We start from the raw sequence: 26,733 nt of genomic DNA, 5'->3' as shown, positions 1-26,733 counted from the left end.
CAACTTTCAGGTTGTAGCGGTCATGTCGTCTTCGGCTGACAGAACGAGCGCGCCTTGTCGGTCCACGCGCCGAAGCCGCTGGAGACGAGATGCGCGACGATGTGACAGACGTAGCGCTTCTGCGCGGGCTGATTGTTGGGGCCTGCGTTGTAGCGCGCGACCGCCATGGTCCAGCTGCCCTCGCGCTGCTTCAGCTCTTTCAGGAAGCGCGCGGCGTATTCAACGTTCTTCGCGGGATCGAACATCGCGCGCACCGACGTGAACTTGTCGCCGTGATAATAATGGTTGATCTGCATGCAGCCGAGGTCGATCAGCTTGATGCCCTTGCTGCGCATCGTCTCGAAGTTCGCGATCGCGTCGTTCATGTCCTTGGCGAACACGGTCTGGCCGTCGGCGCCGAGCGCGTAAGGGTGGAGCGAACCGCGCCGTCCGGTCTCGGTGAGGCCGACCGCATAGAGAATGCCGAGCGGAATCCCATGCTGCTGGGACGCGCGCGCCATCTCGCGCTCGCAAGGGCGCGCGTTGTCGGTCGCCGCTGCCGCGGCGCCCGCGCTACAGATAAACAGGGCCGCGGCGAGTATGCGGCCCCACGTCCTGGTCATGACGCGTCTCCTCGTTGGACTGGCGCTCCTGCCGGGCCTGCTTCGCACCGCTGTCCGATTGCCCGGACGACGTGCCGGCGCCGCCGAACGTGCCTTGCGACTGCGACGATGGCTGTTGCTGGCCGGAGAGCTGCGGCTGCGGCTGGCCGGAGCCGCTCTGGAATCCGTCCAGCGAGCCGTGCTGCACGGGCGCGACGTCGGCGACATAGCCCGCCGACTGCATGAGATCGCGGATCGAGTCGCGCTGCTGATCCAGCATCAGGCTGGTGTCCTTGCGCGCGGCCGCGAGGTGAACTGAAACCTCCGAGCCGACGAGGCGAAGGCGTACCGTGACGTTGCCGAGCGCCGGCGGTTCGAGATTGATCGTCAGGATCTTGAGCGGCTCAGGCGCATTGGTCTGCGACGTCGCGAGATCGGGGGCGGTGGACGCCGTCGGAGCCGGCGATTCCTTCAGCTCGGCGACGACTGCGTTGGCGACTTGCTGCGGGGCGCTGAACTGCGCCGGTGGCAGATGGGTCTCCTGCTGGACCACGGTAACCTTGGTCGCTTCGGGCAATGCGTCCCGCGCCGAGGCTTTGACGGCGCGCTCGACATTGGCCGTGACGGCCTCGAAGCCTTGCGTCGCGGGCATTGGCTTCGACGACACATCGCTGCCTTGTTGCGCGGCTGCCGCCGCCTGCGAAGGCGCGGCCTGCGAGCGCGTGCCCGTTGAAGCGGCAGCGGGCGGCGCGGGCTCGGCAGAGGTGACCTTCGCGGTGCCCTGGACCTCACGCTTCGTCGTGGCAGAGCGCTCGTCGCGCGCAGGCGCGTCCTTCTTGTCGCCCGCCGGCGATTGCAGCAGCGGCTTCACGGCCGGCACGGCGGCGAACTGCTGTTCGACGACCGCCGGAATGCTCGATCGGGCCGAAACATCGGTCTTCGCGCCGTGGTCGACCGGAGTTTGCGTCTCCGGCGATCTTTCAGTTTTCTCGTCGGACGATTTGCGAATGGGTTCGGACTCGTCGTCGGCCTCGGTGCGTTCGCGCGCCGTCTTGTCCTTGTCGGCCGGGCGCGCGAGGTGCGTGCGCAACGATCCGGCCTTCGCGCTCGTGTTGCCGCCCTCGTCGTTGAGCGCCCGCTTCGCGAGATTCGAGACGGTGTGCAGCAGATCGTTGAACGACGAATCTGCCGGCGATTTCGTTCCGGCGGATTTTCCCGAGCGCGATGCGCCGCGCACGTTGAGGCTTTCGGCGAGACCCGAAAAGACCTGTCCGGAGGTTCCACTGAGCTTCGTCATGGGCGATCCCTGGTAAGGCGTTCGAGTTCGCCGAGCTGCTTCCGCGCGCGTGCAAGCGTCTCGGTCGACGCGGCGAGATCGAGACGCGCCGGCGTGACCGGAGGCTTGTCGGCGGCGGCGGTGGATCCGCCCGCGAACGGCTTGCGGACATCGAGTGCGAGCTGCAACGTCGCATTTAGCAACGGAACGTCGCGCTCGGGCAACTTCGAGCGGTCGAGGGCCTTCAACTCGGCCACACCGCCGTCATACTCGTCAGTGAGCGCCCGCGAGACGCCGCGGAAGAAATGCGCGCGCTCGCGATCCTCCGACGCGTCGGCGCTAAGCGTCAGCGCACGCTCGCCTGCAAGCCGGGTCACCGCCAGCCGTCCATGCACCATCGCGGTGCGCGCGATCACGAGATAAAGCTTGAGGCGGCTCGCGCGGTCGATCTGCTCCAGCAGAGTGACGATCCGCGCAAAGCGGCGCTCGTCGAGAGCAATGCTCGATTGCGTCAGGCCGGAGGCGAAGCGCTGCCAGAAGTCCCCGGCATAGACCGAGTTGCGGTAATGGCGGATATAGGCGAGCGTCAGGAACTCGAACTTGTCGAAATCCTCGGCCTGCCCGACCAGCAGGATCTCGCGCCGCAGTGCCGCCTCCTCCACCAGCGTGCCCGGCAACAGCAGCCGCGCGTCGTCCAGGCGCTCGATCGCGAGCGATGCCTCGGCGCGCGCGAACAGCGCGCCCTGGACCAGCGCGACCTGTCCGCCCAGGCCTGTTGGCAGCGTGCGCGGCTTGACGTCCTTGAGCAGTTCGCGCGCTTCGTCCTGGCGGCCTTCGACATAGGCCAGCGCACCATTGAACAGCCGCTCGTCGACGTTCAGCTTGTCGCGCGGCAGCTTTCGGACGACCTGCGGCCCGCCGCCGCTGAGCAAGTAGATGATGACGGCCTGGCCGTTCTGCGCGTTGCCCCACACGCCCGGATCGGCGGCGAGGAACTTTTCGCCGACCTGCCGGGTCAGCGCGATGTGGCTGCCATGCGCAGCGGTGTCGCCACGGGCAATGCCATCCTGCACCGTCTGCAAGGTGCGCACGAGCTCATAGGGCTCGCCCGAGGTTGATGCCGGGGACGGTGCCGGATCGGCAAACGCGCACACCGTCGTGAACGGCAGCAGCAGCAGCGCGGCGCGCAGGAGCGGCCTGATCAAGGGCGCTTCTCCCGGATCAGGATCTCGATCCGGCGGTTCTGAGCGGCAGCAGGATCATTCGTGAGTTTCGGCCGCCGATCGGCGTAGCCTTCGACATGCTCGATCCGCTGCGCATCGACACCGGACCGGACCAGCATGTAGTAAGCCATCTGCGCGCGCGCGGTCGACAGCCGCCAATTGTCGTAATTCTCGGACTTGTACGGCCGATTGTCGGTGTGGCCGCGGACGATGATCATGCCCTGGCGCTTCGTCAGTAGCGGCCCGATCTTGTCGATCACGCGAATCAGCTCAGGCCGCGGCTCGGCCGAGCCGACCGCGAACATCCCGAAGCTCGCATCGTCGGTCAGGCTGATCAGAAGGCCTTCCTCGACCTGGCGCACCTCGGCCACCGGGCCCGCACCGGCCTTGATGTCCGATAGTGCATCCGCGATCGCGGACTGTAGTTGCTTGACGGTCGGCTGCTGGGTCTGTGCCGCATCGCGCGATTCGGAATTCTTCGCTTGATCGCCGGGGCGTGGCTGCGCGGCGGCATTGGCTTGAGCGCCAGCCTGGGCGCCCGGTTGCGGCGCATTTGCCTGGGCACTGCCATCGCGTTGAGCCTGCGAAGGCGCAGGCCCCGGCGGCAGCAGGGGCGACAGGCTTGCAGACGACGCGTCCGCGTTCGGCGCCACGCTTCCGCCGGCATCGTCCTGCTTGGCACGTTGCGCCTGCGGCTCGCCCTGACCTGTCCCGGACGCGTTGTCGCGCGCGGACGCGTTCGGCTTTGGCTCGCTGTCGACGAAGTGATCCGCATCCTTGGACGTCTGCGGCGTCAACTTCCAATAGCCGGGATCGAAGGGATCGCGGTAGGCATCGCCGCCCTTGAGGCCGTCCTCTTCGGCGGAGGTCAGCGCGCCGGCACGGCGCTGGCCCGAGGCCTGGTTCGCGCTGTTGGCGATCTCGGCAAGCGTCGCATAGGGATCGCGGAACAGAACCTTCTCTTCGAAGGAGGCAGGCTTCTCCGCCGTCGGCGAGTCTCCGCGACGTTCTTCGTTCGGCCCGGCCGGCTGACGCTTGCCGTCCTGGCCTTCGAACTGCGTCGGCTCCTTCTTGCTGAGATCCTTGAGGCCCTTCGGAGCGGGTGCGTTCTCCGCGAGCTTGATCGGGTTGAAATAGCTCGCGACCACCTGCTTCTGGTCCTGGTTGAGCGCATTGAGCAGCCACATGACCAGAAAGAACGCCATCATCGCGGTCATGAAGTCCGCATACGCGATCTTCCAGACGCCACCGTGATGCGCCTCCTCGGCGAAGGCGCTGCGCCTGCGGATGATCACCAGCTCGTGCTTGACTTCTTCCATGGCGGACTACCGGCGCGCCTCGTTCAGACGTTCGCTCCACGCCGCAATCTGCGTCTCGATCACGGTCTGGTCGGCGACAACACGGACCTCGAAAGTGTCGGCGGCTTCGTATTCAATCCCGGTTCGCCGGGCCGTCTGGAGCTGCGAGCGCACCAGATCGAGCAATTCGCCCGGGCCGGTGATCTTGAACACCGGCACCGGCGAATTGCCGGTCAGCGCTGCGATCTGCTCGACCAGCGATCCGATCGCCTTGTCACGGACGGCGTCGGCGAGGAAAGGCAGCAATATCCGCGCAACCGAGCTTGCGATGTTGGTTTCGATCTCGCGGCAGGCCGTCTCGAAGCCGCCCACGATCGTGGCCGCCTGCTGGTCGGACCATTTGGCCCGCTCCTCGCCGAGCCGGATCGCGCTGCGAACGCGCTCCTCGGCGACCCTGGCATCGCCTTCCGCGACACCGGCGGCGTGACCGCGACGATAGGCATCTTCGAGAAGATTGGCCGACGGAGCTTCCGCCTCGGGCGCCGGAAGCGGCGATTGAAGCTGCGGCTGCGATTGGACCTGACGCGGCGGCTGAGGCTGAGGCTCGCGCCGCACCTCCATCGGCCTTGTCAGCACATCCTGGATCTTGGGGGGCGGAGGCGGCGGCGGAGACTTGGCCCGCCCATTCGCGTCGAACTGCGTCAGGAGTTTTCCGATAGCCGCGTTCATGCTGCCTCCTCGCGTCGCATCCAGTCTTTAAGGATTGCTGCCGCCTGCATCTGATCGAGCCGGACGATCTGCTCCAGCCGCTTCTGCGGCGTCCGCTGCATCTTGCCTTCGAGATCCTCGACGAGGTTGAGCTCGGGGTCCTGACTGTCGGCCAGTGCAAGGGCCGTTGCAGCCTCGAGCTCGGCGGCCTCGGCCGCCTCGGTCTGCTCCTGCGCTGCGCGATGCGTCAGAATGCCGTTGACCGCGGGGCGAAGGCCGAACCAGACCAGCATCGAGGCAACGGCCAGGATGGTGACCGCATTGATGACGCTGCCGAGCTGCTTGTTGATCATCTCGACGAAGCTGATCGGCGGCACCGGCGCCAGTTCGCGCGAGCCTTCGATGAAGTCGACGGCCGTGACCTGGATCTGGTCGCCGCGCTGCTTGTCCAGTCCGCCTGCCGTCGCCGCGAGCTGGCTGATCTCGGCGAGCTTGCTGTCGACGATCGCCTGGTTGCTCTTGTCGCCGAGATCGGCGACGAGCCGCGCGCGATTGACCAGCACGGCGATGAAGAGTTTCTTGACCAAATAGCCGTCGCTCACCGTCGTCGTTGTCTTGGACGATACCTCGAAATTGGTGACGTCCTCGCGGCGGGTCTTGTCCTCGCTGGAATTCTTCGTGCCGCCGCTATTCACCTGCTGGTCCGGCAGGTTCTGCTGCACCGTGGTCGGCGTCGAACGGTCCGCATTCTGCGACGATTCCTTCTCGCGCACGTTCCGGACCGAACGCTCGGCGCGGCTCTCCGGGTCGTAGACCGTCTCGTTGGTCTGCCGCTTGTCGGTGGAGAGCTGCGGCGCGACGCTCACCTCGAAATTGTCCAGACCGAGATATGGCGTCAACGCCTTGCGGATGTTCTCCTGCACCATCCCGCCGACCGTCTTCTGGAGGCTCGCCATCTTGGTCGGGGCCGCGCTGGCTTCGTCCTCTTCGGCGAGCAGCATCGAACCATCGGCATCCAGCACCGTCACCTTGTCGCGGCTCATGCCGGGAATGGCCGCCGCGACGAGGTGGCGGATCGACTGCGCCGTGCGCGCCTCGATCGCGCCGTCGGTGCGCAGTACGACCGACGCCGAAGGCGGCTGCTGCGTCGCCCGGAACGAGCCGCGCACCGGCATCACGATATGCACCCGCGCCGCCTTGACGCCCTTCATCAACTGCACGGTGCGCGCGATCTCGCCTTCCAGCGCCCGCAGCTTGGTCACTTCCTGCATGAACGAGGTCAGGCCGAGCGAGCCGATCTTGTCGAACAGCTCGTAGCCGGAATTGGCGCTGGTCGGCAGCCCCTTCTCGGCAAGCAGCATCCGCGCCTGCATGGTCTGGCTCGGGCGCACCGAGATGGCGTCGCCGGCCGTATTGACGTCGAATGTGATATTCTGCTCGCGCAGCGCGGCGCCGATGCGCGTCACGTCTTCGCGATTCAGGCCTGTATAGAGCGTTTCGAACTCAGGCCGGCTCAGATAATAGGCGCCGCCGACGACGGTGACGAGAACGGCAAAGCCGATCAGTCCCAAGGCCATCAGGCGTCGCGGCCCAAGCTCCAGCAGATTGTTGAGCAGTTGCTGTACCTGCGCACGACTGAGCAGCATGTGACCTCGTACCAATGCGAACGTATGGGACACTCCGCTGCCAACCTTGTCTGAAGGTTGCGCGAGGAGGCGAATGTGTCGGTTCGCGGGCGAGGCGTTGCAATTTTACAAGGGTCCTGGACGACGCGATCAACTCAGCAGCAACAAGCGGGCGCACGGGCGCATGGCAGCGCAATCGGCTGCGGCGTGTTGCATGACGTCTGGCGTCGGAAGAACTTCCATTACGGGCACATCTTGTGCCGCCACACCCGCCGGTCATGGCAGGGACCGTGCTCCCGGGGGGAGCACGGTTGTTTCCAAAGCCGAAGCTTACTTGAACAGCGACAGGATGCTCTGGCTGTTCTGGTTGGCAATCGAGAGCGCCTGAACGCCGAGCTGCTGCTGAGTCTGAAGGGCCTGAAGGCGGGTCGATTCAGCATTCATGTCGGCGTCGACGAGTTGACCGACACCGCGATCCACCGAGTCCATCAGGGTCTTGACGAACTCCGTGTTGGTCGAGATGCGGTTCTTGACGGCGCCGAGGTCGGCGGCGGCCGAGGACACCGAGTTGATCGCAGTGGTGAGCTGCGTGATGTACCCATCGAGCGTGGTCTGGTCAGCCGTCGAGTCGGTCAGCGCGGAGATGTTGATCGTGTTGACCGACGCCGGGCCGCTCACCTTGTCCAGGATACCGGTCTGGGTCGCGGTATAGAGCGAGTAGTTGGCGATCGTCAGGGTGATGGACCCGATCGTCGGCGTGCCGCCCACGCGCGAGAACGACGACACCAGGTTGAAGGTCGCCGGGGTGGCGGCGGTCGTGCTCAGCCAGTTCACGCCGTTGAAGGTTGCCGCATCGGCGGTACCCTTCATCTGCTGCTGGATCTGGGTGATGTCGGCCTGGATCTTGGTGCGGTCGATACCAGCGGTCTTGGCTTCGACCAGCAGCGCCTGCAGCTTGGTCAGGCCGCCGGTCTTGTCGCCGACAACCGCGGTCAGAGCGGTGTATTCGGTGTCGACGGTCGCAGCCGACAGACCGAGCGAGTCGGAGACGGCGGAGAGCGCGGCGTTGTCGGCGCGCATCGACGTCGCGATCGACCAGTAGGCGGCGTTGTCGGAAGCAGTGGCCACGCGCTGGCCGGTCGAGATCCGGTTCTGCGTGGTCGCGAGCTGCGAGCTGACGCTCCGGAGGGTCTGGAGCGCGGTCATTGCAGCGGAGTTGGTAAGCAGGCTCGAGGCCATTCTTGACGTCCCTTTGAAACGGATTGAATTGATTTTGGGGACATACCGGGCTTGCACCGGTACGGCGGGGCGGCATCATGCCTTTGGGCGGCCGAAGAGCGGGCCCAACCTGTCGTAGCGGCGACGATAGCGCGCGAAGTTTGTGCGAGGCTTGTGGCGACGTGGCTGGACCGCAACACGTGAGCCAGGAGGTCACGACGCGTGACGAGCGTACGCCAAATGAAAAGGCCGCGCTTCGCGAGAAGCGCGGCCTTCCCGGATGGTTTTGAGGCTTAGCCGCGGAACAGCGACAGGATGCTCTGGCTGTTCTGGTTGGCGATCGAGAGCGCCTGAACGCCGAGCTGCTGCTGGGTCTGCAAGGCCTGAAGGCGGGTCGATTCCGCATTCATGTCGGCATCGACGAGTTGACCGACACCGCGATCCACCGAGTCCATCAGGGTCTTGACGAACTCCGTGTTGGTCGAGATGCGGTTCTTGACGGCGCCGAGATCGGCAGCGGCCGAGGCCACCGAGTTGATCCCGGCCGTGACCTGCGCAATGTAGCCATCGAGCGTGGTCATGTCAGCCGTCGAGTCGGTCAGCGCCGCGATGCTGATCGTGTCGATCGATGCAGCGCCGCTCACCTTGTCCAGGATGCCGCCCTGGGTCGCGGTATAGAGCGAGTAGTTGGCGATCGTCAGGGTGATGGACCCGATCGTCGGCGTGCCGCCGACGCGCGAGAACGACGACACCAGGTTGAAGGTCGCCGGCGTGGTCGCGGTCGTGCTCAGCCAGTTCACGCCGTTGAAGGTCGCCGCATTGGCGGTACCCTTCATCTGCTGCTGGATCTGGGTGATGTCGGCCTGGATCTTGGTGCGGTCGATACCAGCAGTCTTGGCTTCGACCAGCAGCGCCTGCAGCTTGGTCAGGCCGCCGGTCTTGTCGCCGACAACCGCGGTCAGAGCGGTGTATTCGGTGTCGACGGTCGCAGCCGACAGACCGAGCGAGTCGGAGACGGCGGAGAGCGCGGCGTTGTCGGCGCGCATCGACGTCGCGATCGACCAGTAGGCGGCGTTGTCGGAAGCAGTGGCCACGCGCTGGCCGGTCGAGATCCGGTTCTGCGTGGTCGCGAGCTGCGAGCTGACATTGCGGAGGGTCTGCAGCGCAGTCATTGCAGACGAGTTGGTGAGCAGACTTGAACCCATTTTTGATGTCCCTTTGAAGATTGAACTGTTTTTGGGGACATACCGGGCTTGCACCGGTACGACAGGGCGGCGTCATGCCTTTGGGCGGCGAAAAAGCAGGCCCAACCTGTCGTAGCGGCGACGATAGCGCGCGAAGCTTGTGCGAGGCTTGTGGCTCTGTGCCCGGACTGCAACAGGGCAGCCGAATTTGCGGCGTGCGCGCGGCAACACACCAAACGAAAGGGCCGCGCTTCGCGAGAAGCGCGGCCCTCCCCAGATGGTCTAAGGCTTAGCGGAACAGCGACAGGATGCTCTGGCTGCTGTTGTTGGCGATCGAGAGCGCCTGCACGCCGAGCTGCTGCTGGACCTGGAGGGCCGCCAGGCGGGTGGACTCCTGGTTCATGTCGGCGTCGACGAGCTGGCCGATACCGCGATCAACCGAGTCCATCAGCGACTTCACGAAGTCCGTGTTGGTCGAGATACGGGTCTTGACGGCGCCGAGGTCGGCGGCGGCCGAGGCCACCGAGTTGATCCCGGCCGTGACCTGCGCGATGTAGCCATCGAGCGTGGTCTGGTCAGCCGCGGAGTCGGTCAGCGCCGCGATGCTGAGCGTGTCGATCGACGCCGCGCCGCTCACCTTGTCCAGGAAGCCGCCCTGGGTCGCGGTGTAGAGCGAGTAGTTGGCGGTGGTCAGGGTGATCGAGCCCGTGGTCGGCGTGCTGCCGACGCGGGAGAACGACGACACCAGGTTCACGGTCGCCGGGGTAGTGGCGGTCGTGCTCAGCCAGTTCACGCCGTTGAAGGTCGCCGCATTGGCTGTCGCCTTCATCTGCTGCTGGATCTGGGTGACGTCCGCCTGGATCTTGGTGCGGTCGATACCAGCGGTCTTGGCTTCGACCAGCAGCGCCTGCAGCTTGGTCAGGCCGGAGTCCTTGTTGCCGATAACCGTGGTCAGAGCGGTATATTCGGTGTCGACCGTCGCAGCCGACAGACCGAGCGAGTCGGAGACGGCGGAGAGCGCGGCGTTGTCGGCGCGCATCGACGTTGCGATCGACCAGTAGGCGGCGTTGTCGGAAGCGGTGGCCACGCGCTGGCCGGTCGAGATCCGGTTCTGCGTGGTGGAGAGTTGCGAGCTGACAGACCGCAGGGTCTGGAGCGCGGTCATGGCGGTCGAGTTCGTAAGCAGGCTTGACATTGCGAATGTCCCTTTGATGTACGCGTTACATTTTCACGAGGGGACATACCGGGCTTTCACCGGTACGGAGGGGCGGCATCATGCCTTTGGACTGATGTGGGTGGGGTCCAACCCGCCGTGCCGCATTGCTAGCACGTCGAATCTTGCGCCGAGATTAAGATCGGCTTGAATTTCGCTGTAATATCATATAGTTAACATTACCCTCTGCTAACCATAGACCGGCACTTTTCGCTAACCATAACCGGCCGGCGATCGCGGTCGCTACGAGAACGACCGCACCAGTCCGGAGGCCAGCAGGTTCCAGCCGTCGATCAACACGAAGAACAGCATTTTGAACGGCAGCGCGATGATCGTCGGCGGCATCATCATCATGCCCATCGACATGGTAAGCGTCGCCACGATCATGTCGATGACCAGGAACGGCAGGATGATGAGGAATCCGATCTCGAACGAACGCCTGAGCTCGGAGATCATGAAGGCCGGAATGATGACGCGCATGTCGATGCGCTTGTCGTCGAACTTCTTGCGGAAGCTCTCCGCGGCGAGTGCCTCGAAGGTCTGGAGATCCTTGTCGCGGACATGGGCCAGCATGAACTCGCGGAACGGATCGGTGATCTTCAGATAAGCTTCTTCCTCCGAGATCTCGTTCTTCATCAGCGGCTGGACGCCGGTTTCCCAGGCGCGGTCGAAGGTCGGCGCCATCACGTAGAAGGTCATGAACAGCGCGAGGCTGATCAGCACCAGATTGGCCGGCGTGGTCTGAAGGCCGAGACCGGAGCGCAGGAACGACAGCGCCACCGCAAATCGCGTGAAGCTCGTCACCATGATCAGCAGTCCCGGCGCCACCGACATCACCGTGATCACCGCCATCAGCTGGATGATGCGGCCGCTGGTGGAGCCGTTGCCCGGCGGCAGCAGCGAGTTGAGGTCCGGAATCTGGGCCAGCGCCACCTCGGGCAGCACGACCAGAACCAACGCGAGCAGCAGGACTCTCACTCTCACTGAATCACCAAGGTCTCAATGATCAATTCGCGGATCTTGCCCGACGAGCGGATATTGGCGCGCTCCGTCAGGTCGTCGCGCAGATGCTGAAGACCCCGCGATCCCTCGAACTGGCCAACCGATGCCGACCGCAGATAGGTCACGATGTCCTCGCTGATATGGGCGGCCAGGATGCCGGCATCCTCGTCGCTCATGCTCTCGGTCACCATGGAGGCTTCGACACGGGCCCAGTTGTTGGCCGGCGCGGCGAGATTGGTCACGATCGGGGACAGCTTTCTCAGCCGTGCACTGCCGGCGTAGCTCGTGGCAAGGGGCGGCGGCGTGGCGCTCTTCTTCGCGTCGGCGGCGCGCTCCGCGGCCGCGAACAGCTGCAGGCCGGCAACCGCGCCCGCACCGATCGCGATCAGGGTCAGCACCACAATGGCCGCAATCAGGCGCATCACGTCCCCTGCCCTCGCGGCGCGGCGCGGTCGGCGCGATTCTCAGAATGGTGCCACGGCGTCATAGATCCGATGTCCCCATCCAGGCTGCTGCACGTCAGACAGATTTCCGCGACCGCCATAAGCCACGCGTGCCTCAGCGATCTTCTCGTAGGAGATCGTGTTGGTGCGCGAGATATCGCGCGGACGCACGATGCCGCCGACGTTGAGCACGCGCATCTCGGTATTGACCTTGAACTCCTGCGAGCCGCTGATCATCATATTGCCGTTGGGCAACACGTCGGTGACGATGGCGGCAATCGACAGCTTGATGTCTTCGGTACGATCGATCTGACCGTTCCCCTTGATCTGGGTGTTGGTGTTCAGATTGGCGCTGGTCGAGCCCTTGTCCTGCCATCCGGCGACGTCCATCAGCCAATCCAGCCCGAACTTGATTTGCGAATCGCGCGAACGATCGGTCTTGTTGTCGAGCTTGGCCTTGTCCTGCATCGAGATGATGACGGTCACGACGTCGCCGGTGCGCCGGGCACGGGGATCGCGATAGAGATCCGTGCCGTCGTCCCAGGTCGAGCGATAGCTGACGGGCGTACGCATGCGGGGCGTCACCGGAATCGGATCGGCCTGTGTCCTCAGGCCGGTGCCGACCGGCGACAGTCGCGGACCGGTCAGCACTTCCGCGGGATCGCCGATGCACCCGGTCAGCATCAGGAGCGGCAGGATGAGGATCAGATTCTTCATCTATTTGGTCTTTCCGTCATCCACGCGACGCATTCCGCCGAGCAGATCGGCAAGGTGCGCCGCGCGTGCCGTCTCCATCTCGTTGAAGATCGCGCTCGAGCTCCTCGGACTGAGTTTTGCAAGCACGGCGGCGGCGGTCTCGTCCGCCATCCCGGCGATCTGGGTCGCCGCGGCATCCGGCTTCATGCGCGAATAGATCTCGACGACGCTGGCTTCGGCCTTCTTCAGGAAGTCGTCACGCAGCGCCATCCACTTCTCGTATTCGGCGCGCTTGGCCTCGACCTCGGCGATCCGCTCCCGGAGCTGGGTCTCGGCCTTCTCCAGCTCCCTGAGCTGCCAGGCCAGCCGCGCATCGACGGCGGGGTCGGCGACATTGCTGCAGAACAGGGCGACCTCATTGTCCGCAGGTACGGCAGCCTGTGCCGGTGCGGGCTTCGGCGGCGCCGTGACGCTGCCCGGCTTGGCCGGGCGCGCGGGCGCGACTGCGGGCGCTGGCGCGGGCTTCTCGGGAGCCGGCACGGCCCCCGTGATCGCAGGTCCGGAATCTTCGGCGGCCCACGCCGTCGCCCGGAACGACGCATTGTCGCCCGGTATCGACGAGGCCGCCGGATACGGCTTCTGCGGTCCGGGCGCGCGGGCACGCGCGAACGACAGCAGGTTGAGCGGCTTCGACGGCTTGGCCTCATCCAGCGCCAGAACGGGCGAAGCGCATCCGAGCGCGCAGGCCGCGACCAGGAGGAGGAGTTTGGCTTTGTGATCCAGCTTCAGCATCGGGCCGCGTGCGATTCTCGGTCGAGACCTGAGCATTGAGCGACCAAGCTTGCACGACGCTTGTGCATCATTGCACGATGACGTCGGCCTGGAGTGCGCCGGCCGTTTTGATCGCCTGGAGGATCGCGATGATGCCCGACGGCTTCAAGCCGATCTGGTTCAGCCCGCGCACCAGGCGCTGGAGGTCGACGCCGCTCAGGATCGCCACCTGCGATCCGGCCTCGTTGGCCTCGACCACCGTCTGGGGAACGACCACCGTCTGCCCTCGCGAGAACGGCGCCGGCTGCGACACCACGGGAAGCTCGGTGACACGAACCGTCAGGTTGCCATGCGTCACGGCGACGGTCGATATGCGCACGTCGCGCCCGATCACCACCGTACCGGTCCGCTCGTTGATCACCACTCGCGCCGGCGTGTCCGGCTCGACCGTCAACTCGCCGATTTCGGCGAGGAAGCGGACGGGGCCGATATGGCGCGGCTTCGACAGCACGATGGTGCGGTAGTCGCGCTCGAAGGCGATCTGCGCGCGGTAGCGGCCACCGGCGTAACCGTTGATGGCGTCGAGAATGCGTGTCGCGGTGACGAAATCAGGGTTCTTGAGCTCCAGCACCAGGAACTCCATCTCGTGGAGGCTTCCCTGCACCTCGCGCTCGACCAGCGCACCGTTCGGGATGCGGCCCGCCGTCGGCGTGCCCTGGCTGACGTTCTGTGCCTGCCCTCCCACACTGTAACCGGCGACCGTGACCGCGCCTTGCGCCACCGCATAGACCGCGCCGTCCGCCGCCCGCAGCGACGTCATCACCAGCGTGCCGCCGAGCAGCGAGGTCGCATCGCCGAGCGACGATACGGTCACGTCCATGCGCTCGCCCGCCCCGATCGAGGGCGCCAAATCCGCGGTCACCATGACGGCTGCGACGTTGCGTGTGCGCAGCGTCGTCGGACGCGGGGGATTGTTGGTGCTCGTGGTTTCGTTCCTGACGTTGATGCCCATGTTCTCGAGCATCGATTGCAGGGACTGCTCCGTGAACGGAGCGTTGCGGAGCGTGTCGCCGGTGCCGTTCAGGCCGATGACGAGGCCGTAACCGACGATCTGGTTTTCGCGCAATCCCTTGATGTCCGCGATGTCCTTGATGCGGACGGCCGCCTGGGCGCTGGCGGCGGAAACGAGCAGGATGAGCGCAAGCAGGAATCTGGTCATGATCCATCCACGACCTTGACGGTGCCGTCCGGCTGGACGACGCCTCTGATGATCACGCCGGTGTCGGTGTTTCGCACCGGGATGAGCGCGCCGGTCGCGCCCGACTGCATCGCCGCGCCGTAGGTGACGATCGACAGGCCGCTGTCTTCCACCACGACCTTGACCATGGCGCCGCGGGCAATCGTCCAGGGATCCTCCACCGAATTGGTCGGAATCGGCTGGCCCGGCAGCAGCGCGCGCCGTGCCATGCGTCCGACCAGGATCTGGCGTCCTTCGATGAACATGGCAACGCCGAGCACATTCGGCGCGAAGGCACGTTCCGTGATCATGTCGTCCCGGATCAGCTCGCCGGCGCGGATCGACACGGCCGGCACGGGAAGCCGCTTCTCCTCGGCCGCAGCGAGGCGCGCCGAGACGAGAACCAGCAGCACGGCGGCCAACCCGCGCACCATCAAGCCCACCCTGTTCGACATCGAGAACACCGGAACTAGCGCATGCCCTTCGAGACCGTCTGGGCCATTTCATCCGAGGCCTGGATGACCTTGGCGTTCATTTCGTAGGCGCGCTGCGCCGAGATCAACTCGGTGATTTCCTTGACCGGGTCGACGTTCGAGGCTTCGAGATATTGCTGGTTGAGCTTGCCGTATCCGGAATCGCCCGGCAGTCCGACGACCGGCGTGCCGGACGCCGTGGTCTCGCGATAGAGGTTGCTGCCGAGCGGCTCGAGGCCCGCTTCGTTGGCGAAATTGGCGAGGTTGAGCTGGCCGATCTGCCGCGGGTTCACTTCCGTATCCAGCTTGGCAAACACCTGTCCGGTCTGGTTGACGACGACCTGAACCGTTCCCTGCGGTATCGTGATTGCGGGATCCAGCAGATAGCCGTCGGTGGTGACGAGCTGGCCGTTGGCGTTGGGGCTGAACGAGCCGGCGCGGGTGTATTGCACCTCGTTGTTCGGGCCGAGCACCTGAAACCAGCCGCGGCCGTTGATCGCGAGGTCGTAGGGGTTGCCGGTCTGCGTGAGCGCGCCCTGGATGTGCAGCTTGCGGATGGCCGTCGACTTGACGCCGAGGCCGAGATTGGAGCCTTCCGGGATCGGCGAGGAGCCATTGACGTTCGCGACGCCCTGCATGCGGTCCATCTGGTAGAACAGATCGGTGAATTCCGCGCGCGCACGCTTGTACGACGTCGAATTGATGTTGGCGATGTTGTTCGCGATGACTTCGATGTTGGTCTGCTGGGCGTTCATGCCCGTGGCCGCAATGGCGAGCGATTTCACAGCTTCATTCCCTCAGATCAAATCGACATCCGGACGACTTCTTGGTAGGCCTGCACGATCTTGTCGCGAACCGCGACCGCGGTCTGCAAGGCCTGCTCGGCCGACATCAGCGCCTCCACGACCTTCCGGGTCGATTCCTTGCCCTGCATCGCCGAGATCGACGCCGCTTCGCCCGCCTTCAGCGTCCCGATCGCGTCCGTCGTCACCTGCTTCATCACCGATTCGAATCCGACATCGTCGGTGGACTGAATGGCGGTCGGTGCCGCCGGCGCGATGGCCTGCGTCTCGGTCGCGCGGCTCGCCGCTTGCCCGGCGGAAATCGCGGTGGATGAAATTGCCTCAAGCATTGTCAGCTCCTCAGCAGGTCGATGGTCATGCCCAGCATCGACCGCACCTGTTTCACGACCTGGAGATTGGCTTCATAGGATCGGTTGACTTCCCGCATGTCGGCCATCTCGATCATCATGTTGACGTTCGGCAGCTTGACGTAACCGGCCTTGTCGGCGGCGGGATGTCCCGGCTCGTACTCCACGCGGTACGGCGTGGTGTCGACCCCGATCTCCTTGACCTTCGCAAGCTGCGCGCCCGAGGCGCGGTCCATGGCGGCATCGAAGGTGATGGTCTTGCGCTGATACGGATCGGCGCCGGCCGTGCGCCCCGTCGAGGTCGCGTTGGCAAGGTTTTCCGAAACGATGCGCATGCGCGTCGACTGCGCTTCGAGCCCGGAGCTCGCGACTGTCAATGACGCTTGCAGTGAGTCCAGCATGTCAATTCACCTCAGCTCTTCGCGCTCGACAGCAGCATGCGGTGGAACGACCGCACGACCGCCGAGTTCATCGAGTAGTCGCGACTGACGTCGCTGCCCTTGATCATTTCCTGCTCGAGGCTGACGGAGTTGCCGGAGTGAACCACTTCCCAGCTGTCCTTCTTCGCGGTCTTCCGCGTATCGGTCTCGGCCGCGGACAATTGCATGTGCGAGGGCGACGTCGTCGCGAGCCTGACCGGCGTGGCGTCGAGCACCTTGTTGAAGGGCTCGACGTCGCGCGCCTTGAAGCCCGGCGTATTGGCGTTGGCGACGTTGGTCGCGATGGTCGACTGGCGGAGCTCGAGGTACCGCGCCTGCGACGATGCGAGTTCGAAGAGATAAAGCGGTCCCACGACGGCCCCATGCTGATTTCTTAAGATTAAGTTTAGGGCCGCAAGCTTTCGTCAGGCTGATGCAGCCGACGCTATGCTCGGAAATCTACTGAACCTTCTCGGTCCGCGGCGCCTGCTTGGACTGCAGGAAGTAGATGATCTCGGCGACCGGCCGGAAGAATTCCGCCGGAATCACCTGGTCGACCTGAACCGCCTCATAGAGCGCGCGCGCCAGCGCCTTGTTCTCGATCACCGGGATCCGGTTCTGCTCCGCGACTTCGCGGATCTTCAGCGCGATCACGTCCATGCCCTTGGCGACGACCATGGGCGCTGCATTTTCCTCGCGCTTGTAGCGCAGGGCGATCGCGAAGTGCGTCGGGTTCGCGATCACCAGCGTCGCGCGCGAGGCGGACGCGATCATGCGTTGGCGCGACCGGTCGCGCGCCAGCGAGCGCAGGCGCGCCTTGATCAGAGGATCGCCTTCCGCCTGCTTGTGTTCGTCCTTGATCTCCTGCTTGGTCATGCGCAGCTCGCGCCGCCAGTGGAAGCGCGCCCAGGCGAGATCGATCGCGACCAAGACGATGGTGGCGATGCAGATCGCCGAGACGATCCGCATCGCGATGTTGAGAATCATCTCCGGCAGCGCGACCGGATCCGTGTACATCGCCTCGAACGCCCTGGCTTCGGACGAGCGCAGCACGAACACGACGACGACCGTCACCGAGACGAGCTTGAACAGCGACTTGGCGAATTCGACGAGGCCCTGCGTTCCGAACAGCCGGCTCCAGCCGCTGATCGGGGAGATTCGCGACAGCTGCGGCTTGATGCGCTCCAGCACCAGGCGCGGCGCATTCTGCAGCAACGATGCGGCGAGGCCGAACACCGCCAGGGTGACGACCAGCGGCACCAGGAATCGCAACGCCTCGAGGCCCACCACCGTGAGCAGGTTGCGCGCGTCCGCGCCGTTGCTGAGAGGGAAGCCTTCGGGATCGTCGAGCAGGCTCTTCAGCGTCGGCGTCAATTGCTGTACGCCCTGGCCGATCAGGAACGCCTGGATCACCATCAGCGCGGCCATCGAGGCGAAGATAGAAGCCTCCCGAGAGACCGGGATTTTGCCCTGTTCGAGCGAATCGCGGACTTTCTTCTCGGTCGGCTCTTCTGTCTTGCTCTCCTGATCGGATGTTTCTGCCATGCCCGTTCAGCGGTCAGCGGAAGACCAGCTCGTCCTCCTGCTCGGGGTTGAGCTCGATTTCGCCCTTTTCCGCCAGGTCGAGTGCAAGGTCGGTGATGACGCGACGCGCCTCCAGCACATCGCGCTGGTTCGACGGCTCGCCGATGGCGAGTTCGTGCTCGACGACGCGGCGGACGCGCGAGGCAACCGAGGACAGGATGAGTTCGCGGAAATGCTTGTCCGTGCCTTTCAGCGCGATAACGATGCGATCGGTCGGCACCTGGTCGAAGATCATGGTGCGCGCCTTCGGGGTCAAATTGACCACGTCGTCGAAGGTGAACAGCAGTTCCTTCAGAACTTCGGCCGACTTCGGACGCTTCTCCGACAAGCTCTTCAGCATGTCTTCGATATGGCCGCGCTCCATCTTGTTGATGATGTCCGCGACGCGCGCGTAGGTGTCGGCGCCGAGGTTGCGGGCGAAATTGAGCGTCAGGTCCTCGTGCAAGGTCTTCTCGAGGACTTTCATGGCGTCGTCGACGATCGGCTTGAGGCTGAGGACGCGCCGCATCAGCTCATTGCGCAGGCTCGACGGCAGCTGGCTCATCACCTTGGCGGCGCAGGACGGCTTGACCTTGGACAGGATCAGCGCCGCGGTTTGCGGATGCTCCTTGGAGAGGTACGTCGCCAGCGAGTTTTCCGACACCGACGAGACGCGGTCCCACACCGACCGGCTCGAATTGCCGAGCAGGTCCGACATGATTGCCGAGACCTGGTCGGCCGGCAGCACGTCGCCCAGCACGGCTTCGAGACCGCCGATGGTGCCGAGAATGTTGGCGCCCATCGAGAACTGCTGAGCGAACTCCTCGACGATCGACTCGAGCTCCTGCGCGGTGATCGGCCGCAGCTCGGCCGCGGCCTTGGTGACGATGCGGATATCCTGCGGCTCGAACTGCGAGAGCACGCTCGCGGCCGCCTGCCGGCCCATGGCCAGCAGGAGTGCCGCGACCTTTTCCGTTCCGCCTAGCGTGGCAACGCCTCGCTGCTTGATAGGAGCGACGCCGACCTGTGCCGCCATGATCAGGTATCACCCTGCCCCAGCGGTCCGACGATCTCTGTGAGCGAGACGCCGAAGCGGGAATTGTCCTCTTCGACGACGACCACTTCGCCGCGGGCAACGACGCGGCCATTGACCACGACGTCGACGGGCTCGCCGACGCGGTGATCGAGTGGAACCACCGCGCCGCGGCCGAGCTTCATCAGGTTCGCGACCGGAATGGTCGCTGATCCCAGCACCACCTGCATCGTGACGGGAATGCGCAGGATGGCATCGACATTGGCGAATTTGCCGGTTTCCTCCGCCGTGCGCGCGGCGATCTCCGCCAGCCGCTCCAGCGGAGACGCATCGGTCTCTCCCGATGCCGATGCAGACTCATAGTCGAAAGATTGCGCCATTTGGTATCGCCTCTTGGTATTTCCGCTCCCGGAGCGCCGCGACGGTCCGATCGCACGTGTTCTGCAAGTCCCGAATTCAATGCTTGTTCGCCTCGGCGCCGCTCACGGTTGAGGCCGGTTGGAGCCCGCTCCGCGCGTCGAGCGCCGCAATCGCCTCGTGGGCCTGATCTATCTTCGTGCTCAGCACATTGGCGAGCCGGCCGAGATTTGCAGTGGAATCATGCGCGGCGGTGATGACGGTGTCGAAGGCGCCCGCCGTCTCGTGGACGATGGTCGAGAACTCGCCCTGGTAACTGCGCAGCCGCGCCAATTCGCGGTGCATCCGGGTCACCCTCATGCTGGTGAACGCCAGCGCGATCAGCAGCACGGCATCAACGAGATAGGATATCATCGACGAACTCCCGCTTCTGATCGACGGGATCCGCCACCTGCATGGCGTAATAGCCATCGAGCTGGCCGATCTGACACCAGAACAGCACCTGGTTGTTGCTCTCGAGCCGGGCCAGCGTGCGTGGCGTGGCCTCGAGCTCCAGAACCTGCCCCACCTTGAATTGCACGACGTCCTCGAGGGAAATCATCTTCTCGTCGAGCACCGCGCTCAGCGTCACTTCGGTACGGTGAACCTCGCTCTCCATCTGCTCGCGCCAGCGCGGATCAGCCGCGCGGCCGTCGCTGACGACGACGTGGGCGAGCTTCTGCCTGAGCGGATTGAGCGCGGAGTGCGGAATGATCAGGAACATCTGGCCGCCGCGATAGAGCGCCTGCACCATCATGTTCGCGCAGATCGACATATTGCTGGCGCGCCCAATCGCGAGCGACGCCATCGCCGTCTCGACTCGCTCGACACGGAAGGTGACATTGGAGGTGCCGGCGAAGGCGCCCTGCAGCGCCTTGGCGAACCGCTCAAACAGTGCCTGGACCAGCCGGATCTCGATGTTCGAGAAGGTGCGTTCGACGTCGAGCGGCGGTTCGGCGCCGTCGGAGCCGAACATCGCCTCGACCATGGTGAATACGAAGTCGCGATCCAGCATGATGATGACGCGCGAGTCCCACTGCTCGGCATAGAGCACGGCGGCAACCGCGTTGCCCTCATAGTCCTTGATGATGTCGCCGAGCGGGTCGTTGGTGATGCCGTTGACGGAGAAGTAGCACGGCGTTCCGGCCATCGGCTGCAGGCTGTCGGTGCACGACGCCGCCATGCGATCGAAGATCACATTGAGCATCGGCATGCGTTCGATCGATATGCCGGCGGCGTCCAGCAGGTAGTTCGGCAACTGCTTCCGCTGATCGACGTCGAGGTCTTCCGTCATCATGCGCGGGCAGCCTTCGGTTCAGTCTCGGTCGCGACGGCCTTGGGACCTGCAATCGTCTCGTTCTCGACCACGTCGATCGACGGCCGCTCGCCACTCGCGATCATCTTGCGACCGTGCTCGACTGCGATCTGCGGCATGGCGCCGTTCATGAACGCCAGCAGCGTCTGCTTGACGATGATATAGGGCCGGCAGCGCTTCTCTCGCGTCATCTTGATCTTGATCGCGAAGGGCGAGAGGACGCCGTAGGACAGGAAGATGCCGGCGAAGGTGCCGACGAGCGCCGCGCCGATGAAGCCGCCAAGGAGCTTCGGCGACTGGTCGAGCGCGCCCATGGCCTTGATGACGCCGAGCACGGCGGCGACGATGCCGAGCGCCGGCAGCGCCTCGGACACGACCACCATCGAATTGTAGGGCGCCAGCTTGGCCTTCACGATGGTGTGGATCTCTTCGTCCATCAGCGCTTCAATCTCGTGCGTGCGCGCATTGCCCATGATGATGAGGCGGACATAGTCGCAGATGAACTGCAGCAACGGCGGATCACCGAGGACGCTCGGGAACGCCTTGAAGATCTCCGAGGACGCGGGATCGTCGATATGCGCCTCGACCTCGTTGCGGCCCTTGCCCCGGAGCTCCCGCATCAGGGCATGGAGCGCCCCGAGCAGATCGAGGTAATAGCGCTCGCTCGGCACCGCGCCGGTGATGGCCTGCATGCAGGCCACGCCGGTATCAACGACCGTTTTCCACGGATTGGCGACGATGAAGGTGCCGATCGCGGTGCCCAGGATGATCACGAATTCCCACGGCTGCATGAGCACGGCCAGATGCCCGCCCATGGCGGCAAATCCGCCGAGCAGTGCCGCTACCGTGATGAAAATCCCCACGAAACTGAGCAACGCGCCACTCCATCGCCGATCCCATCGGGAATATCTAGTCGGCGACGCTTGCGCGAGGCTGGCTTCGTGGTCGCCAGCCCCGCGCAAGCAATTGGCGGCAGCTTGAGACGAAGTCGCAACGGCGGCCAGAGGGGCGCGTGCCATGCTATCCACGATCGCGGACTACACCAGACTGACCAAGGACATGGGTAAATCGCTGACGCAGGTCGCGGCCCAGCCGGACGTCAGCCGCGACACCGATTATTTTCTCAGCCATATCGGCAATGTGAAGACGATCGACGACTTCCTGAAGGACTATCGCCTCTACTCCTACGCGATGAAGGCCTTTGGTCTCAGCGACATGACCTATGCCAAGGCGTTCATGCGCAAGGTGCTGACCGAGGGTGTCTCCGACTCCAAGAGCTTCGCCAACAAGCTGACCGACACCCGCTACCGGCAGTTCGCCGCCGCCTTCAATTTCGCCGCCCTCGGCGACAAAGCGACCCAGACCGCCGCCGCCACGACCGGTACGGCGACCCAATACGTCACGCAGACGATGGAGGAGAAGGCCGGCGACCAGAACGAGGGTCTGCGGCTGGCGCTCTATTTCACCCGCAAGGCCTCCACCATCAGCACCTCCTACCAGATCCTCGCCGACAAGGCGATGACGCAGGTGGTCCAGACCGCGCTTGGCCTGCCGTCGACCATCAGCGCGGCAAACATCGACGCCCAGGCCAAGTTGATCACGAGCAAGATCGACCTCACCGATTTCCAGGACCCGGCCAAGGTCACCAAGTTCGTGCAGCGCTTCGCCGCGATGTGGGATGCGACCCAGGCCCAGAACGACATCAACAATGGCAACTCGACCAACTCCGCGCTGGTCCTGATCGGCGGCGCGTCGTCGATGGCCGGCCTGGATACCGACATGCTCGCGAAGCTTCAGTCCATCCGGTTCGGAAAGTAAGTCATGCAATCGGCCCTCTATGTGGGATTGTCGGCGCAGGTCGCCCTCGAAAAGCGCCTCCAGACGATCGCCAACAACGTCGCCAACGTCAACACGGCGGCTTTCCGCACCGACGTCGTAAAGTTCGAGACCGTGCTGTCGAAGGCCGGCGCGAACCCGGTCGCCTTCTCCTCGCCCGGCGACAACATCATCTCGCGCGAGATGGGCAGCATCACCGAGAGCGGCAACCCGCTCGACGTCGCCGTGGTCGGACAGGGCTGGATCGCCTTCGCCGGCCCGAACGGCACGGTCTATACGCGGGACGGCCGCCTCCAGCTCGCCCCCAACGGCGACCTTCAGACCGTGTCCGGCTTCCCCGTGATCGATGCCGGCGGCGCGCAGATCACGCTCGACCCGAACGGCGGACCGATCGCGATCGCCCGCAGCGGCGCGATCACCCAGGACAACAACGAGATCGGCTCCATCGGCCTGTTCAACATTCCCGCCGATGCCAATCTCGAGCGCTACGGCAATTCCGGCGTCACGCCGGACCGGCCCGCGACCGCCATCGCCGATTTCTCCCGCGACGGCTTCAAGCAGGGCTATGTCGAGGGCTCCAGCGCCAATCCGATGATGGAATTGACCAAGCTGATCGCGGCTTCGCGCGCCTTCGACGGCACCAATTCGATGATCGAGGGCACCGAGAGCTCGCTCCAGAACGCAATCCGGACGCTGGGCGAGCCGGGCAAATAGACTGCGCTACATGCGCATTGAGGGTGGACGGTTTCCTTGAACGCTCTTCGGCAACTCGAGTGGGCGCTGCTGGAGCTTCAGCAGAGCACTCCCCTGGCCAGCGTCAGCGGCGCGATCTCCGAGATCGCTCCGACGCATTTCCGCGTCTCCGGCCTGTCGCGCTTCGTCAGGCTTGGTGAATTGATCGGCGTCAACTCCGGCGGCAAGCCCCAGATCGGCGAGGTGGTGCGGATCGACAGCGAGGGCATCATCGCCAAGCCGTTCGACCGGCAGTTCGCCGGCGGCCTCGGCTCGGTCGCCTACCGGATGCCGCCACTGTCCTTCGCGCCCGATCCGAGCTGGAAGGGCCGCGTCATCAACGCGCTCGGCGCGCCGCTCGACGGACAAGGTCCCCTCACCCCGGGATCGCGCACCGTCTCGGCGGAAGCCGAGGCGCCGGCGGCCATGAAGCGGGCGCGCGTCCACAAGCCGCTGCACACCGGCGTGCGCGTCATCGACCTGTTCGCCCCGATCTGCGCCGGCCAGCGCGTCGGCATCTTTGCCGGCTCCGGTGTCGGCAAATCGACGCTGCTGGCGATGCTGGCCCGCAGCCAGGGCTTTGACACCGTCGTGCTGGCGCTCGTCGGCGAACGCGGCCGCGAGGTGCGCGAATTCATCGAGGACGTGCTCGGCGCCAACCGCAGCCGCGCCATCACCATCGTATCGACGGGAGATGAAAGCCCGATGATGCGGCGGCTGGCACCGAAGACCGCCATGGCGGTCGCCGAATATTTCCGCGACCGGGGCGAATCGGTCCTGCTGGTGGTCGATTCGATCACCCGTTTTGCCCATGCCGCCCGCGAGGTCGCCCTCGCCGCCGGAGAGCCTGCGGTCGCACGCGGTTACGCACCGACGGTCTTCACCGACCTGCCCCGCCTGCTGGAGCGCGCCGGCCCCGGCGAGGAGGGATCCGGGACGATAACAGGCATTTTCTCCGTGCTGGTCGACGGCGACGATCACAACGAGCCGATCGCCGACACCATCCGCAGCACCCTCGACGGCCACATCGTGCTCTCCAGGCACATCGCCGACCAGGCGCGCTATCCCGCCGTCGACGTTCTGGCCTCGGTCTCCCGCCTCGCCCACAACGTCTGGGACCCCGAGGAGCGCGAATTGGTGAGCAAGCTGCGCACCATGATCGCCAAATACGAGGACACGCGCGATCTTCGCCTGATGGGCGGATATCAGACGGGGCGTGATTCGGGTCTCGACCAGGCCGTCGACATGGTTCCGAAGATCTACAGCGCCATGCGGCAGGACGCCTCGGCAGGGCCGAGCGCCGATCCATTCCGCGAGCTGCGAGACATGCTCAAGGGCGACTAGCCGGGCGCGGCCGGCGCGCCCGTCGTCGTCGTCCTGCTCATTATCGCGACAGTCGATCACGCATACCGCTGCGCCTCCGGCGCATGCGCACCCGTCGCCGACTGCCGCTTTCCGTCGCGCGCTAGCATCGGCCGTTCGGTGGAGATCGCGCCGCCGAGGCGAAAGCGATCCGGCGAACCCGTCTCGCTGTCATTATCACAACAACCGCTGCGTGCAATCCCTACGAGTTCCATTGCCGATTCTGTGACGGATCGCGCAAGTTGTGGATGACGCGCCGCTGCGCGTCACCGTCATGCACAAGCTTCCATCAATTTGCATCAACGGCGGACAGCAACAGGCGTGCAATCAAACCGTCGCACATTTGCGTGCAAGTAGCTTGTTACACTGCGTATTACGATCACCATCATGTGTCCTGACGAACGAGATTGTCTTGAACGTTACAATCGCTTCGAGCGACAGCCAGTCTTCGGGAGCGTCTCTACTTGATTTTGTTGAGAAGCTCATTCATCGTTTCGATGGAATACAAGAAACGTCTGCGTGTGACTTGAACTTCAGGGGCTACGGTTGAACAATACCGATCCATCGTCCGGCTGTGACGGCAACTCGGGCTTTCGTTCGACGACGCCACGATTGGCACACCATCATCGACACAGCTTCTCGCGCCGTATCTCGCAGGGTCCATCTGTCGAGTTCGGCGGCAGAACAGTCCGTGCTTTCGCGCGAGAGCCTGGCTCTGCGCATGTGTCGGATGTTGTGGTTGGTACGGCTTCTCGCGAAGGACTGGTGCGCAACGACGGAAGGCGGCTCCGGGGCGCCGCAGACGTGATATCCGGGGCAAGGTAGGAATTTATGCCGTTGGCACGCGAGGCCGTCGAGCTGCTGGTTCAGGCGGCCAGAGCCTGGTATTTCGAAGGCAATCAGCACGGGTTGCGCGACCGGGAATGGATGGCGCTGCGCTTTCTTCACCGCGCCAACAGGTTCTCGCGCACGCCGTCCGCGCTGGCCGGCTTCATCGGCGCGACCCGGGCCACGGCATCGCAGATCGTGAAGACGCTGGAAGCCAAGTCCTTCCTGGTGCGAAAGCCGTCGCACGAGGACAAGCGGTCCGTCGTGCTGCACGTCACCGCGCAAGGCGAGAAATGCCTGAGCCAGCACGACCCGATCAATCACGTGGTGAACGCGGTCACGTCTCTCGGCACCGACGAATGCGTCAGGCTGCGCGACTCGCTGCGCGAGATCCTCAATCATCTCGACGCGGCCCATCAGCGGCTCGATGCCAGCATCTGCCGCGACTGCATGTTTCTCGCCGAACGCAGTCCCGGCACGGGCAAGGGACGCGCGAGCGCCGAATTCATGTGCCGGCTGTACCGCGCCCCGGTTTCCCTCGAGGAGACCGAGCTCCTCTGCACCAGCTTCGAGCGCACCCGCGACCGCCCGAAGATCGAGGGGCATCTCGACCGCGCGCGCATGGCGAGCCAGGGATGAGGCGGGAGTTCGCGACGTGATGGAACGCGCAAGTTTCGGGCGGATGCGATCGCCGGCGCTTGCGTAAAGTTTCTCAGCGGTATCGTTCTTTGAAACACTCGTTTCCTCCGGTCTCCCGGATGCGCTGACCAGGCACGGGAACATAGTGGCGCACACTCCCTCCGCAACGTTATTGCGAGCGCAGCAAAGCAATGACGGAGTAGGAGGCATCGCCGTCGTCCTCCAGGTACCACTGTCATTCCCCGCGACCCGGCTACGCCAAGGCTTCGCCGGGGCTGAGGTCCAGGGCCGCCGAAGCTTTAGCGTAGGCGGCAAGCGGGGAATCCAGTACGCCGCGGCCTCTCGGCTCAATCACAGCCGTCTCTGGAATGCTGGATCGTCCGGTCAAGCCGGGCGACGACAGCGAGTGCCTGGTCGCAGACGCACCATCGCCTTCTCGCGGCGCATCTCGCCCGAGCTTTGCTTGATCTCTCCACCCTCGAAGCCAAGAGGGCGCAGGGAAGGCCGGGTGC

The 26,733-nt window shown here is 64.7% G+C and carries 29 protein-coding genes; 4 read left to right on the top strand and 25 right to left on the bottom strand.

Annotated elements, in window-relative coordinates; genetic code table 11:
* Positions 1–20: 20 nt before the first annotated feature.
* From AB7290_RS08320 to motA, 25 genes are all read right to left on the bottom strand, one after another.
* On the bottom strand, positions 21–602 hold the full coding sequence (locus AB7290_RS08320; protein ID WP_085405304.1) for a transglycosylase SLT domain-containing protein: 582 nt from the start codon (positions 600–602) through the stop codon (positions 21–23).
* Entirely contained in the window at positions 553–1,878 is a 1,326-nt protein-coding gene (gene fliK / locus AB7290_RS08315) for a flagellar hook-length control protein FliK (RefSeq protein ID WP_085405305.1), read from the bottom strand. The genes AB7290_RS08320 and fliK overlap by 50 nt, the downstream gene beginning before the upstream one ends.
* Positions 1,875–3,062: a chemotaxis protein gene (locus tag AB7290_RS08310; protein ID WP_085405306.1), complete on the bottom strand. Its 1,188-nt coding sequence runs from the start codon at positions 3,060–3,062 to the stop codon at positions 1,875–1,877. The genes fliK and AB7290_RS08310 overlap by 4 nt, the downstream gene beginning before the upstream one ends.
* On the bottom strand, positions 3,059–4,399 hold the full coding sequence (locus tag AB7290_RS08305) for a MotB family protein (protein ID WP_085405307.1): 1,341 nt from the start codon (positions 4,397–4,399) through the stop codon (positions 3,059–3,061). Before AB7290_RS08305 ends, AB7290_RS08310 begins: the two co-directional genes overlap by 4 nt.
* 6 nt (positions 4,400–4,405) lie before the next feature.
* Positions 4,406–5,107 (bottom strand): hypothetical protein, encoded by a 702-nt coding sequence (locus AB7290_RS08300; RefSeq protein WP_085405308.1) that lies wholly within the window; start codon positions 5,105–5,107, stop codon positions 4,406–4,408.
* Positions 5,104–6,732 (bottom strand): flagellar basal-body MS-ring/collar protein FliF, encoded by a 1,629-nt coding sequence (fliF, locus tag AB7290_RS08295; RefSeq protein ID WP_063981305.1) that lies wholly within the window; start codon positions 6,730–6,732, stop codon positions 5,104–5,106. Before fliF ends, AB7290_RS08300 begins: the two co-directional genes overlap by 4 nt.
* Positions 6,733–7,041: 309 nt before the next feature.
* Positions 7,042–7,950, bottom strand: a complete 909-nt coding sequence (locus AB7290_RS08290; RefSeq protein WP_063981304.1) for a flagellin N-terminal helical domain-containing protein — start codon at positions 7,948–7,950, stop codon at positions 7,042–7,044.
* Positions 7,951–8,222: 272 nt separating this feature from the next.
* A complete protein-coding gene (locus AB7290_RS08285; RefSeq protein ID WP_063981303.1) occupies positions 8,223–9,134 on the bottom strand; it encodes a flagellin N-terminal helical domain-containing protein in 912 nt (303 codons plus the stop codon).
* A 268-nt stretch (positions 9,135–9,402) separates the two neighbouring features.
* Positions 9,403–10,308 carry a flagellin N-terminal helical domain-containing protein gene (locus AB7290_RS08280; protein WP_071909957.1) on the bottom strand — a complete coding sequence of 302 codons (906 nt, stop codon included), beginning with the start codon at positions 10,306–10,308 and terminating at the stop codon, positions 9,403–9,405.
* A 261-nt stretch (positions 10,309–10,569) separates the two neighbouring features.
* The gene (gene fliP, locus AB7290_RS08275; protein WP_071909955.1) at positions 10,570–11,310 is read right to left on the bottom strand and encodes a flagellar type III secretion system pore protein FliP; all 741 of its coding nucleotides are present in this window, start codon (positions 11,308–11,310) and stop codon (positions 10,570–10,572) included.
* Positions 11,307–11,750, bottom strand: a complete 444-nt coding sequence (locus tag AB7290_RS08270) for a flagellar basal body-associated FliL family protein (protein ID WP_085405330.1) — start codon at positions 11,748–11,750, stop codon at positions 11,307–11,309. Before AB7290_RS08270 ends, fliP begins: the two co-directional genes overlap by 4 nt.
* 42 nt (positions 11,751–11,792) lie before the next feature.
* Positions 11,793–12,488 (bottom strand): flagellar basal body L-ring protein FlgH, encoded by a 696-nt coding sequence (flgH, locus tag AB7290_RS08265; protein ID WP_028153467.1) that lies wholly within the window; start codon positions 12,486–12,488, stop codon positions 11,793–11,795.
* Complete coding sequence (locus tag AB7290_RS08260) at positions 12,489–13,259, bottom strand: MotE family protein (RefSeq protein WP_063981300.1); 771 nt, start codon at positions 13,257–13,259, stop codon at positions 12,489–12,491. It lies immediately after the preceding gene.
* Positions 13,260–13,326: 67 nt separating this feature from the next.
* On the bottom strand, positions 13,327–14,457 hold the full coding sequence (gene flgI, locus AB7290_RS08255) for a flagellar basal body P-ring protein FlgI (protein ID WP_063981299.1): 1,131 nt from the start codon (positions 14,455–14,457) through the stop codon (positions 13,327–13,329).
* Positions 14,454–14,909 (bottom strand): flagellar basal body P-ring formation chaperone FlgA, encoded by a 456-nt coding sequence (gene flgA / locus AB7290_RS08250; protein WP_063986113.1) that lies wholly within the window; start codon positions 14,907–14,909, stop codon positions 14,454–14,456. The genes flgI and flgA overlap by 4 nt, the downstream gene beginning before the upstream one ends.
* A 35-nt stretch (positions 14,910–14,944) precedes the next feature.
* Positions 14,945–15,733: a flagellar basal-body rod protein FlgG gene (gene flgG, locus AB7290_RS08245; RefSeq protein ID WP_085405310.1), complete on the bottom strand. Its 789-nt coding sequence runs from the start codon at positions 15,731–15,733 to the stop codon at positions 14,945–14,947.
* A gap of 17 nt (positions 15,734–15,750) precedes the next feature.
* Positions 15,751–16,080, bottom strand: a complete 330-nt coding sequence (locus AB7290_RS08240) for a flagellar hook-basal body complex protein FliE (protein ID WP_085405311.1) — start codon at positions 16,078–16,080, stop codon at positions 15,751–15,753.
* Positions 16,081–16,082: 2 nt separating this feature from the next.
* Positions 16,083–16,499, bottom strand: a complete 417-nt coding sequence (flgC, locus tag AB7290_RS08235; protein ID WP_014492659.1) for a flagellar basal body rod protein FlgC — start codon at positions 16,497–16,499, stop codon at positions 16,083–16,085.
* 11 nt (positions 16,500–16,510) lie between these two features.
* Entirely contained in the window at positions 16,511–16,891 is a 381-nt protein-coding gene (gene flgB, locus AB7290_RS08230) for a flagellar basal body rod protein FlgB (RefSeq protein WP_014492658.1), read from the bottom strand.
* An 85-nt stretch (positions 16,892–16,976) separates the two neighbouring features.
* Complete coding sequence (gene flhB / locus AB7290_RS08225; protein ID WP_039153365.1) at positions 16,977–18,062, bottom strand: flagellar biosynthesis protein FlhB; 1,086 nt, start codon at positions 18,060–18,062, stop codon at positions 16,977–16,979.
* Positions 18,063–18,075: 13 nt separating this feature from the next.
* The gene (locus tag AB7290_RS08220; protein ID WP_014492656.1) at positions 18,076–19,116 is read right to left on the bottom strand and encodes a flagellar motor switch protein FliG; all 1,041 of its coding nucleotides are present in this window, start codon (positions 19,114–19,116) and stop codon (positions 18,076–18,078) included.
* A 2-nt stretch (positions 19,117–19,118) separates the two neighbouring features.
* The gene (gene fliN, locus AB7290_RS08215) at positions 19,119–19,493 is read right to left on the bottom strand and encodes a flagellar motor switch protein FliN (RefSeq protein ID WP_063981297.1); all 375 of its coding nucleotides are present in this window, start codon (positions 19,491–19,493) and stop codon (positions 19,119–19,121) included.
* A gap of 76 nt (positions 19,494–19,569) precedes the next feature.
* Positions 19,570–19,884, bottom strand: a complete 315-nt coding sequence (locus AB7290_RS08210; RefSeq protein WP_063981296.1) for a hypothetical protein — start codon at positions 19,882–19,884, stop codon at positions 19,570–19,572.
* Positions 19,865–20,806 (bottom strand): flagellar motor switch protein FliM, encoded by a 942-nt coding sequence (locus AB7290_RS08205; RefSeq protein WP_028153460.1) that lies wholly within the window; start codon positions 20,804–20,806, stop codon positions 19,865–19,867. The genes AB7290_RS08210 and AB7290_RS08205 overlap by 20 nt, the downstream gene beginning before the upstream one ends.
* Positions 20,803–21,699 carry a flagellar motor stator protein MotA gene (gene motA / locus AB7290_RS08200; RefSeq protein ID WP_085405312.1) on the bottom strand — a complete coding sequence of 299 codons (897 nt, stop codon included), beginning with the start codon at positions 21,697–21,699 and terminating at the stop codon, positions 20,803–20,805. The genes AB7290_RS08205 and motA overlap by 4 nt, the downstream gene beginning before the upstream one ends.
* Positions 21,700–21,841: 142 nt before the next feature.
* On the opposite strand from motA, the gene AB7290_RS08195 reads away from it, so the two are divergent.
* From AB7290_RS08195 to AB7290_RS08180, 4 genes are all read left to right on the top strand, one after another.
* Complete coding sequence (locus AB7290_RS08195; protein WP_085405313.1) at positions 21,842–22,642, top strand: DUF1217 domain-containing protein; 801 nt, start codon at positions 21,842–21,844, stop codon at positions 22,640–22,642.
* A gap of 3 nt (positions 22,643–22,645) precedes the next feature.
* A complete protein-coding gene (gene flgF / locus AB7290_RS08190; protein ID WP_071909949.1) occupies positions 22,646–23,374 on the top strand; it encodes a flagellar basal-body rod protein FlgF in 729 nt (242 codons plus the stop codon).
* A gap of 36 nt (positions 23,375–23,410) precedes the next feature.
* Positions 23,411–24,736: a flagellar protein export ATPase FliI gene (fliI, locus tag AB7290_RS08185; RefSeq protein WP_063981292.1), complete on the top strand. Its 1,326-nt coding sequence runs from the start codon at positions 23,411–23,413 to the stop codon at positions 24,734–24,736.
* Between the two features lie 849 nt (positions 24,737–25,585).
* Positions 25,586–26,221, top strand: a complete 636-nt coding sequence (locus tag AB7290_RS08180; protein WP_028153455.1) for a MarR family winged helix-turn-helix transcriptional regulator — start codon at positions 25,586–25,588, stop codon at positions 26,219–26,221.
* Positions 26,222–26,733: the final 512 nt, after the last annotated feature.

Origin of the sequence: Bradyrhizobium sp. 613_E4_N2_2, assembly GCF_052075995.1 — a bacterium.
Taxonomy (GTDB): Bacteria; Pseudomonadota; Alphaproteobacteria; order Rhizobiales; family Xanthobacteraceae; genus Bradyrhizobium; species Bradyrhizobium barranii.
Note: the sequence above shows the minus strand (reverse complement) of the source record. Positions and strands in the feature narration are given on the sequence as shown.

Bases quoted from the DNA above. Each gene is read 5' to 3' on its own strand.
- AB7290_RS08290 (WP_063981304.1), bottom strand. From the start codon at position 7,950: ATGGCCTCGAGCCTGCTTACCAACTCCGCTGCAATGACCGCGCTCCAG.
- AB7290_RS08195 (WP_085405313.1), top strand. From the start codon at position 21,842: ATGCTATCCACGATCGCGGACTACACCAGACTGACCAAGGACATGGGT.
- flhB (WP_039153365.1), bottom strand. From the start codon at position 18,062: ATGGCAGAAACATCCGATCAGGAGAGCAAGACAGAAGAGCCGACCGAG.
- flgH (WP_028153467.1), bottom strand. From the start codon at position 12,488: ATGAAGAATCTGATCCTCATCCTGCCGCTCCTGATGCTGACCGGGTGC.
- AB7290_RS08240 (WP_085405311.1), bottom strand. From the start codon at position 16,080: ATGCTTGAGGCAATTTCATCCACCGCGATTTCCGCCGGGCAAGCGGCG.
- flgF (WP_071909949.1), top strand. From the start codon at position 22,646: ATGCAATCGGCCCTCTATGTGGGATTGTCGGCGCAGGTCGCCCTCGAA.
- AB7290_RS08300 (WP_085405308.1), bottom strand. From the start codon at position 5,107: ATGAACGCGGCTATCGGAAAACTCCTGACGCAGTTCGACGCGAATGGG.
- AB7290_RS08260 (WP_063981300.1), bottom strand. From the start codon at position 13,259: ATGCTGAAGCTGGATCACAAAGCCAAACTCCTCCTCCTGGTCGCGGCC.
- AB7290_RS08210 (WP_063981296.1), bottom strand. From the start codon at position 19,884: ATGATATCCTATCTCGTTGATGCCGTGCTGCTGATCGCGCTGGCGTTC.
- AB7290_RS08280 (WP_071909957.1), bottom strand. From the start codon at position 10,308: ATGTCAAGCCTGCTTACGAACTCGACCGCCATGACCGCGCTCCAGACC.
- flgA (WP_063986113.1), bottom strand. From the start codon at position 14,909: ATGGTGCGCGGGTTGGCCGCCGTGCTGCTGGTTCTCGTCTCGGCGCGC.
- fliF (WP_063981305.1), bottom strand. From the start codon at position 6,732: ATGCTGCTCAGTCGTGCGCAGGTACAGCAACTGCTCAACAATCTGCTG.
- fliN (WP_063981297.1), bottom strand. From the start codon at position 19,493: ATGGCGCAATCTTTCGACTATGAGTCTGCATCGGCATCGGGAGAGACC.
- AB7290_RS08205 (WP_028153460.1), bottom strand. From the start codon at position 20,806: ATGATGACGGAAGACCTCGACGTCGATCAGCGGAAGCAGTTGCCGAAC.
- AB7290_RS08180 (WP_028153455.1), top strand. From the start codon at position 25,586: ATGCCGTTGGCACGCGAGGCCGTCGAGCTGCTGGTTCAGGCGGCCAGA.
- flgC (WP_014492659.1), bottom strand. From the start codon at position 16,499: ATGCTGGACTCACTGCAAGCGTCATTGACAGTCGCGAGCTCCGGGCTC.
- AB7290_RS08220 (WP_014492656.1), bottom strand. From the start codon at position 19,116: ATGGCGGCACAGGTCGGCGTCGCTCCTATCAAGCAGCGAGGCGTTGCC.
- AB7290_RS08285 (WP_063981303.1), bottom strand. From the start codon at position 9,134: ATGGGTTCAAGTCTGCTCACCAACTCGTCTGCAATGACTGCGCTGCAG.
- AB7290_RS08270 (WP_085405330.1), bottom strand. From the start codon at position 11,750: ATGCGCCTGATTGCGGCCATTGTGGTGCTGACCCTGATCGCGATCGGT.
- flgI (WP_063981299.1), bottom strand. From the start codon at position 14,457: ATGACCAGATTCCTGCTTGCGCTCATCCTGCTCGTTTCCGCCGCCAGC.
- AB7290_RS08320 (WP_085405304.1), bottom strand. From the start codon at position 602: ATGACCAGGACGTGGGGCCGCATACTCGCCGCGGCCCTGTTTATCTGT.
- fliK (WP_085405305.1), bottom strand. From the start codon at position 1,878: ATGACGAAGCTCAGTGGAACCTCCGGACAGGTCTTTTCGGGTCTCGCC.
- AB7290_RS08305 (WP_085405307.1), bottom strand. From the start codon at position 4,399: ATGGAAGAAGTCAAGCACGAGCTGGTGATCATCCGCAGGCGCAGCGCC.